Origin of the sequence: Halomonas sp. G15, assembly GCF_021282295.1 — a bacterium.
Lineage (GTDB): Bacteria > Pseudomonadota > Gammaproteobacteria > Pseudomonadales > Halomonadaceae > Halomonas > Halomonas alimentaria.
The window spans coordinates 1-689 of record NZ_JAJSPA010000099.1 but is presented as its reverse complement, the minus strand read 5'-3'; the positions used below and the strand labels follow the sequence as shown (position 1 = coordinate 689).

The following is a 689-nucleotide window of genomic DNA, read 5'->3' as shown; positions in this document are numbered from 1 at the left end:
GAACACCAACCAGCCTGAGGGTGAGGAGAACTCGTCATGAACATTACCCGTGTCGGCGTCGATATCGCAAAGTCTGTTTTTCATGTCCACGGCGTCGATCGCCATGATCAGGTGCAGTGGCAAGGTAAGTACACCCGCGAAAAATGGCTGAATGCGGTCAGCAAACGGGTGCCGGCGGGAGCCGAGATCGGCATGGAAGCCTGTGCCTCGTCTCACTACTGGGCGCGGGCCTTGCAGGAGCGAGGCTATCGCGTCAAGTTGATCGCCGCACAGTTCGTGACGCCCTACGTGAAGAGCAACAAGAATGACCGGGTCGACGCCGAAGCGATCTGTGAAGCCATGGGGCGGCCCAGCATGCGCTTCGTGGCCGTCAAGAGCGTTGCTCAGCAGGATACCCAGGCGGCACACCGCATTCGTGAAGAGCTGGTACGGCAGCGCACGGCCAAGGCCAATCAGATACGCGGGCTGGTGGGGGAGTATGGCCTGGTCGCTCCGGTGGGTATCGGTCAGTTGCGTGCCGCCCTGCCTCGCTGGCTGGAAGAGGCAGACAACGGGCTGACGGATGCCTTCCGTGTCCTGCTTGCCGGCCTTGCCGAGGATCTGCGTCACCTGGATGAGCGCATCGCGACGGTCACGGCGAGCCTCGAGCGACAGGCCAAGGCAGACCCCGTGGCCAAGCGGCTGATGAC

General features: G+C 62.6%; 1 protein-coding gene. It reads left to right on the top strand.

From position 1 onward, the window contains the following. Positions 1 to 36: 36 nt before the first annotated feature. Positions 37 to 689, top strand: a 653-nt coding sequence (locus LWH48_RS18155; RefSeq protein ID WP_232913681.1) for an IS110 family transposase, incomplete at its 3' end; no start/stop codon positions are given.